The organism is Komagataeibacter europaeus LMG 18890, assembly GCF_000285295.1.
Taxonomy (GTDB): Bacteria; Pseudomonadota; Alphaproteobacteria; order Acetobacterales; family Acetobacteraceae; genus Komagataeibacter; species Komagataeibacter europaeus.
In genome coordinates, this window is the sequence record NZ_CADP01000127.1 from 1 (window position 1) to 7,061 (window position 7,061).

At 55.5% G+C, this 7,061-nt stretch carries 6 protein-coding genes; 1 reads left to right on the forward strand and 5 read right to left on the reverse strand.

The genetic code is table 11. From position 1 onward, the window contains the following. Window positions 1-41: 41 nt before the first annotated feature. From GEU01_RS18515 to GEU01_RS23300, 5 genes are all read right to left on the reverse strand, one after another. Window positions 42-1,151, reverse strand: coding sequence for an S-(hydroxymethyl)glutathione dehydrogenase/class III alcohol dehydrogenase (locus GEU01_RS18515; protein ID WP_026018868.1), 1,110 nt, complete (start codon window positions 1,149-1,151; stop codon window positions 42-44). A gap of 41 nt (window positions 1,152-1,192) precedes the next feature. Continuing rightward, entirely contained in the window at window positions 1,193-1,468 is a 276-nt protein-coding gene (frmR, locus tag GEU01_RS24925) for a formaldehyde-responsive transcriptional repressor FrmR (RefSeq protein ID WP_025829448.1), read from the reverse strand. Between the two features lie 587 nt (window positions 1,469-2,055). After that, the gene (locus tag GEU01_RS18520) at window positions 2,056-3,855 is read right to left on the reverse strand and encodes a UvrD-helicase domain-containing protein (protein ID WP_019087255.1); all 1,800 of its coding nucleotides are present in this window, start codon (window positions 3,853-3,855) and stop codon (window positions 2,056-2,058) included. A gap of 1 nt (window position 3,856) precedes the next feature. Then, a complete protein-coding gene (locus tag GEU01_RS18525) occupies window positions 3,857-5,992 on the reverse strand; it encodes an ATP-dependent nuclease (protein ID WP_019087256.1) in 2,136 nt (711 codons plus the stop codon). Between the two features lie 32 nt (window positions 5,993-6,024). Next, entirely contained in the window at window positions 6,025-6,726 is a 702-nt protein-coding gene (locus GEU01_RS23300) for a 3'-5' exonuclease (RefSeq protein ID WP_019087257.1), read from the reverse strand. Between GEU01_RS23300 and GEU01_RS18535 the strand changes: the two genes are divergently transcribed. Further along, window positions 6,725-7,061 (forward strand): IS110 family transposase (locus GEU01_RS18535; RefSeq protein WP_019087258.1); only part of this gene is annotated, 337 nt, incomplete at its 3' end. The genes GEU01_RS23300 and GEU01_RS18535 overlap by 2 nt on opposite strands.

Consider the following 7,061-nt stretch of genomic DNA (forward strand, 5'->3'; position numbering starts at 1 on the left):
TTCTGCGAAAAATCAATCAAACCGCTTTCTGATTCAGGCTCTTAGAAATGAATGACGGAACGGATGGATTTTCCTTCATGCATCAGATCGAAGGCCGTATTGATGTCTTCGAGCGGCATGGTGTGGGTTACGAAAGGCGCAAGTTCGATATCGCCACGCATGGCATCTTCGACCATGCCGGGAAGCTGGCTGCGTCCCTTGACCCCACCGAAAGCCGAGCCGCGCCACGAACGCCCCGTCACAAGCTGGAAGGGACTGGTCGAAATTTCCTGACCGGCCCCTGCCACCCCGATGACGATCGACTGCCCACACCCACGATGCGCGGCTTCTAACGCCGCGCGCATGACGTTGACGTTTCCGATACATTCAAAGGTGTGATCAATACCCCAGCCGGTCATTTCCACAAGAACCTGCTGAATCGGTTTGTCATAATCCTTAGGATTAAGGAACTCCGTGGCGCCGAATGCTTTGGCAAGTTCAAACTTTTCCGGGTTGGTATCAATAGCGAAAATCCGGCCAGCCTTTGCCTGTCGCGCTCCCTGAATGACCGCCAGACCGATCCCGCCCAAACCGAAGACGGCAACCGTATCTCCCGGCTGCACCTTGGCCGTGTTGTGTACCGCACCAATCCCTGTGGTGACGCCACATCCCAACAGACAGACATGCCCTGGATTGGATGCGGGATTGATTTTTGCCAGAGAAACCTCGGCGACAACCGTGTATTCGCTGAACGTCGAACACCCCATGTAATGATGGATCGGCTGACCTTTGTAGGAGAAGCGTGTCGTGCCATCCGGCATCACACCTTTACCCTGTGTGGCGCGCACTGAAATGCAGAGATTGGTTTTTCCCGACTTACAGAACAGACATTCACCGCATTCCGCCGTGTAAAGCGGAATGACATGGTCGCCGGGGGCAACGCTGGTGACCCCTTCTCCGACCTCGATGACAATTCCCGCGCCTTCGTGACCCAAAACGGCTGGGAACAGTCCCTCGGGATCATCCCCTGACAGGGTAAACGCATCAGTGTGGCACACACCCGTATGCGTGATCTGCACGAGCACCTCACCAGCACGAGGAGGCGCTACATCGATCTCGACAATCTCAAGGGGCTTACCCGCCTCGAAAGCAACTGCGGCCCGTGATTTCATGATTTTTTCTCCAAATAACCTATCAGCCAGCATCGAGGGCATTACCGGAGATAGGATCGAACGAGTGACACCACATTCTCGATCGAACCACTGGCAGCATCACGATCACCGGCACACTCAACAAATTCTTCCCGCAGGTGGCTTTCGAGAACACCGGCCATTAATCCGTTGATCGCTCCCCGGATAGCCGCCACCTGTTGCAGCACCGGACCGCAATCAGTTCCCTTCTCCAAAGCCTGTTCCAGCGCATCAAGTTGCCCGCGAATACGGCGCACGCGGGTCAGAACGCGCTTTTTCTCAGCTGGTGTGTGCGGCACGAACGCTTACTCCCGAATATACTACCCTTGAGTATCCTTGTCATACTATAGGGCAGTATGACGAGGATATAAGGGCGTGCTTGTCATATGATCCGATCACAATTCCGTATCGCTGAAATTTTCATCGCAACGTCCATGGGTTGCCCGTCTGTGTCTTGGGATCATTCAAGAGGTACAATTAGTGAGATCCAGACAATCTCTGCAACGAGGCTTTGAAGCGCTGATGTCCGCTATTTGGCAAACAACCTGGTGGTCCAAACGACCGACATGAGGGCGATTGCCGCCTGCCTGCTCTATTGCTGTTGAGCCGACAGGGGGCTTTGGGGGGAACAGAAAGTCGTTTATCGAAAAGGTGCGACCGAAAGCAGCCATTCGAGTGTTTACGCTTGTAACAGGTGTCGACCAGTTCCTGTAATTGGCTATCCAGAATTGAACGACAGACCCGATCAAAACCCGCCGCTAACACGTTTCTCTCGTTGACGGTTTTAAAACGGTAAACCTGTGGGCTGTCCAATAAAGCCCTGACTATGGAGCACTTCGTGAAAGTGCATCCTTGTAACCCTTAATCGCGCGGGCAAAGCTCTACTTTAGATGAAAAGCTGGTCGTACCGGAATGCACATCCGGTGAGGACTTCGGTCGGTTGATAGTCTCCGCTCCAACCTCGGGTTCGACCACGCTCGGAGATCAGATGCAGGTTCTTTCTGGCCCGCGACGATACCACGTATATAAGCTTCTTTGCTGTCTCGACCGGATCTGGATCGCTGAAATGTGGGACCATGCCTTCCAGCAATCCATAGGCGATCACCGCATCATACTCAGCGCCCTTGACCCCGTGGATCGTCGATACGGTGATACCTGTGCGGCCCGCGAAGACCTTCCTAAACATTGCCAGTTCCGCGATAGCCTCGGAGCCCTCCTTAACGAGCCGATCGATGCGCTTCTGCGAGCTTTCGAAAAAGGCGTCGTAATGCTCCTTGAGCAAGGCACAAGCACGGCGGTCTATGCCGAGAACGGCGCATAACTGGTCGAAGAACGCCCGGAGGAAGACCAGGCCATCGGTCTCAGGGATGGTGATGGCATTGCAGTTGCGCAACAGCGCCTTGCGGTCCAAGCCCGGAATCTCGATGCCTGCTTCGCTGAGACCGGCAATCACTTCGCCAGCCCACCGCATCCGACGCACATAGAGTTGGGGGGATGCCTCTGTCAGGATGATTCGGGCAAGCTTGTACCAGAAATTATCGACGTCGCACGCGAAAGGCACCATGCCTGGCCCGTCGAACGAATAGGCCGGAAGAGCTGCCACTAGTCGGCGCGTCATGCTCGCGAGATGGACCCACCAAGGTGCGACGATGCAGACCTCGTGCGGAGCGATACCGAGCGTTTCAACATTGAATTTGATGAGCCTTACAAGTTCATCTTCCAGCGCATCGCGGCGGGTCTTCTGGTCAAACGACACGACACTCGCATAATTCTTGTCCTTGCCGACCGCCTCGATCTTCACGGGCAACACGTTATAGTTGCAGAAATAGCTTACGATGCGGGATGACGACCGGTAATTGTCTGATAGGTTCATTTCCTTGAACGCTATCCCACACTGCCGCCCGAAATCCGCCGCCGTGATCGCGTAGCCGCCAAGCGAACCGTAGATTGCCTGATTTGGGTCTCCAACGACGAAGGCGGACGCTTGGCCTTTCGACGCCTTCAGGATCGACGCGAGGATCGCATATTGGATCTCCCGCGTGTCCTGAAATTCATCGACGAGCACGCATTCGAAGATCGACCCGAGCAGCACGCTGACTGAGGGGTTCTTATCGATAAGCTGGTATGCATAGAAAAGGATCAGTTCGAAATCGACTTGTCGATGGACGCGAAGCGTCCGCCAATAGGCCCTCAAGACTCCATTGATCGCCTCATGCTTATCCGACTTGATGCTGGTCAGGACATAGCCGCTCGGCTTGAAATAATAACCACAGTCGAAGCTGGTGAGCTTGATGCCCTGTACCGCGCTGCACAGATCCTCAAGTATACGTTCAGTGTCATGGGTGTTGATTACGCGAAACCCATGCTTGAGCGCCGGATGATATATCCCATAGGGTTTGAGTATCCACTCTAGACAGAAGGAATGGATAGTGCCGATCCACAACTGGCCCGTGTCAACGCCGAGTTGCTCAATGCGCTCGTGGATTTCATCCGCAGCCCGGTGCGTGTAAGTAATCGCGACCACGCGCTTCTTGTCCGATTTGAGCTGCGATAGCAGGCGGGCGATCTTGTAGGTGAGTGTCCTCGTTTTCCCGCTTCCCGGGCATGCGACGAGAAAAACGCTGCCGGGATGCTCGATGGCCGCAACTTGGGCGTTGTTCAGATCCTTTCTGTCCCAGACGAACATTTCAGAAGCTCGCCAGAATCGCGTTGATACCGTCGGCCGGGAATGCCTGGAGCATCTCGGCCCGGATTTCGGCAAAGTCGATCTCGTCGCGACGGTAGCGACCGATATGTGCACGCATCGCTGCTATGTCCGTCGGCGCGTGAAGATGAGACGCAGCGAGCACCGAGAGCCGGTAGTCTAGCACACTCGCCCATGTCTGGCTCGAAACCGGGGTATGCACTTCAAAAATCGCGTCGAGGATATAATCCGGGATAACGGTCTCTGGCGTGATCATACGCCCGAGGATGAGTGCGAACCAACCCTTGCCGGCGTTACGTGCCATCGTCAGCACGCGCGTGCCGAAGAGAGCGATATCGCCGGATTCCAACTCCGCCTTCGACGTCGCTATGGTGCCTGCGTCTTTGTAGACATCGCCCAGAACCGAAACGATTGTGCTCGCGTTGCCGGTGGAGACGAAATCGACCTCAAAGGTGTGATCAGCAAAATGCGCCGTCAGCCAGCGATTGCCGTTGCACATCTGCTTGAGCGCCGCCTCGCGCCGAAGTCCTGCGCGCTGTGACGCCAACGCCTTCTTCTTCGTGGCGATCTCGTCCTTATTGTCGAGAACATCCTCAGCCGTGTCGATAAACGCGCGGTCAAGGTCCGTGATGATTGCGCAGCGCTTCCTGATGCGATCGTCATGGAAGAGTACTGCCACATTTTCGAAACCGGTGCTGCGGATGTTGATCAAGCTGATCCCCAGTTCGTCCAGACTGAGTCCGAAGACCTTCTTCACAAGGATCGGGATCAGGATCTCCTCGGCGTCGCCCTCGACCAGCATTACGCTCTTGGCGAAAAGCAGGTTACTGCGGACCGCATCAAGGTAGCGCTGGATGTTGCCGATCTGGCCGGAGTCGAGACCTGCAGACGGCTGAAAGACCTCGCATCGTCCACCCTGTCTGCCGAGGATGTTGATGTTTTCGACGTTACTCACCTCGGAAATGTGAGTTGAATGGGTCGAATAGATGACCTGCGTATCGTCATAGTTTAGCCGGTCGAATAGCGTCTTCTGGATATGAGTGTGGATGTGCGCTTCAGGCTCCTCGATCACAAGAAAGTTGGCGAAGGCCTCCTTCTGTTTCTGATATTTAAACTCGAGCAGCTTGAGCGTCAGATAGATAAGGTTAGCGCCGCCCAGGCTCAGTTCGTGGATCGCTCCCTCATATTGCTCCTCGCTCTCGCCGACGAACAGTTTGAGCGACTGGAACAGGCGATCGGCCTCGTCGGACAGGTCGGAACGGATCGAAAGCGATCGTGGTGAGTAGGTCCCACCTGCAGCATCGGTGATGGTATCACGGATATCGGTGCGAATGATGCCGACATCGGGCAGGCTCTCAATCGCGTCGTTGAGTCCTTTGACAAGTGCGCTGATCGGCTCGAAGCTCTGCGGATCAATCTCGCCACTCCGGCCTTTGAGCAAGGTAAGCAGTGGATTGGTACGGTTATTTTGGAAATCGGCGACCACATCACGCAGTGCCTGCACGAAGGTGAAACACACTTCGCGCGAGATCGAAAGCATGCCCGGGATGATGCCCCCAATAGCGGGGTTCGTTAGTTCCTGGGGGAAGTCTACCGCATCGAAGTCGCCGACCAACTGCCTATAGGTGTCGGGGTTGCAGAAATCCGCGATGCTCTTGCCGGTGAAGATCGTTTCATAGTCCGCGATAGTAATCTTCGAACGTGCCTCGGCGAGGCCGCTGACATCACCGACGGCAAGGTCGGCCATGATCCGCCGGACTGCTGCCTTTGGCCGAAATATAAGATTGTAGGTCGCCTTGCCGATCTCGCCGTCGGCGATGTTGCCGGTCCCATGCAGGAAGAGGGACTGGATCGCCTCGTCTTGGGACACCTCATCGAACTCGAGACTGATGATCACCCAGTGACCACGCCAGTCGCCAAGGCCCCGGTGGAAGTCCTTCTCGTCAAGCCGATATGCCGAGCGTAGCAACGTATCGTCAAGCAGAAGGCGCAGCGCCCGGAACAGGTTGGTTTTGCCCGACCCGTTTTCGCCGATGATCGTGTTGATGCCTTTGTGGAAGACGACATTCGCACGCTGGAAATTCCGATAATTGACCAATTGCAACCTTGAAATATGCACGAACGACTTACCCCCGTTTAAACCAGAGCCTGTTAATTCTGCCTGTCCGAGAAGCGGTTATAGGCACCCATCCGGTGCACGAGCAGGTCGACGTCGCGCAGATATATTTCTTTACGAAGGAAGCTGATCTCCGCTTCGCGGCGTGCATCGTCGACATCGATGTACCAAGCACGCGGATTTGGATTGCCATCACCATTCCAGCGGTATCCGCGCGCTTTCAGCACTTCCTTCAGATCGTAAGGTGAATTCTCTGCCCAGATCCGCCACGTAGACTGACGCGCCCGGTCGAGCAGGCTTGCCAGTGCAGTTCTGTTCGATACCGGTAGGACTGATGCGAGCAACTCGATTACGGCACGGCAATCATGCTCCGCCCGGTGTCGGTCATAAAAAAAGCCTGCGCCAGCAGCTAGGTAGTGCAGCTTTGTGCCCTCAAAACCTTCAGCTGCCCAATCGATTTCGGACATCGAACACGCCCATGGCTTGGTGGTGAATACGTCGCTCAACCGCTCCGCAAAGCGACGGTCGAACCCGGCATTGTGAGCGATCACCAGAGCGGCTGAACTGACAAACGCAGCAACCTCTGCAATGTCAATCTTTTGGCCGGCCACCATGGCATTGGTGATCCCCGTGATCCGGGTGATCTCGGCTGAAATTGGACGACTGATGGTGTGGACGGCTCCCTGTGGTCCTGAGAGGATGCTGAGGAGTTGAATGTCAGTGAAGGAAACCATCATGCGTCAGTTGGTCCGTATCGGCATGGATACCTCGAAAAAAGTGTTTCAGCTCCACGGCGTGGATGCCGAAGAGCGGGTTGCGCTAAGCCGGAAACTGAGCCGACATCAGATGATCCGGTTTTTCGAGAAACTGCCGCCGACAGTGATTGGCATTGAAGCTTGTGGGGCTTCCCATCACTGGGCCAGAACCCTTGGCGCGCTCGGCCACGAAGTGAGGCTGATGGCGCCACAGCTTGTCAAACCTTACGTCAGGCGCAGCAAGAATGATGCGGCAGATGCCGAGGCCCTCTGTGAGGCGATGAGCCGTCCAACCATGCGTTTTGTGCCAGTCAAGA